Source organism: Pseudoalteromonas sp. 31A1 (assembly GCF_011378815.1).
GTDB lineage: Bacteria > Pseudomonadota > Gammaproteobacteria > Enterobacterales > Alteromonadaceae > Pseudoalteromonas > Pseudoalteromonas arctica.
This window is the reverse complement of record NZ_WTKY01000071.1, coordinates 1-779: the sequence shown is the minus strand read 5'-3', so window position 1 is coordinate 779 and position 779 is coordinate 1. Positions and strand designations below refer to the sequence as shown.

The window sequence follows — 779 nt, the reverse complement described above, 5'->3', positions numbered from 1 at the left end:
GAATTAAACTAGACAGCCACTCTAATTGTGCAAGCTAAACTGTGCCATAAAATCTACTTTTTATGTTAAAAACTTACCTTTCCTTATCTATTTCTTTTATTTAATTCATTAAATAAAACATTACCGCTGTTAATCTTAAATTACATGCACAAAAATAACTGCATGATGCAGTTGTGATTTATTACTGAATAATTTTACTGAGTAGTTTAAGTTTATGCGAGAAGCTTTTCGCAGTTACTGATGTTCGCTCGCCGTTTTCTGTTTAAATTTTCACAGTAACTTGCTTGTGAAGTGGGCCTGCCTACTGCACCATGAAATACGCGTGTAAATTGTGTGGTGAGTTTTAACCAGTTTTCTGGTGATATATTCACTCTTTCTAGTAAAGGCAAATGTGCACTTTCAATATACCCTCGCTTATCTTCTCGTATACAACGTCCTGTTAATTCAACAAGTTCAAGGTACGATTTAAGCTCAAACGGGAGCCCTTTTGGCATTATTTGACGTGGCATGCCTGCAAAGCGAAGTAGTTGTTTTGGTTGTTTACCATCTCTTGCGTGTGTTAAACGTTTTTGGACGCTGGTATGGTCTGACTCTTCTGGGGTATTAGCCATTTTAGCTCTAATTGGGTTTAAATCGACATACGCCATACAGGCGGCAAGGGATGCTTCATCTAGTAATGCTTGAGACGTAAAGCGTCCCTCCCAGAACCGTCCTGTGCAGTTATCTTCTTTGTTCGCTCTGCGCGCAATACCTTCATTTAATAAGCGCATAAACCAGCT

General features: G+C 38.6%; 1 pseudogene. It reads right to left on the bottom strand.

Annotated features, from left to right (window positions below):
- Positions 1–212 precede the first annotated feature (212 nt).
- Positions 213–779 (bottom strand): annotated as a pseudogene (locus GQR52_RS20365) (transposase); the annotation flags it as partial.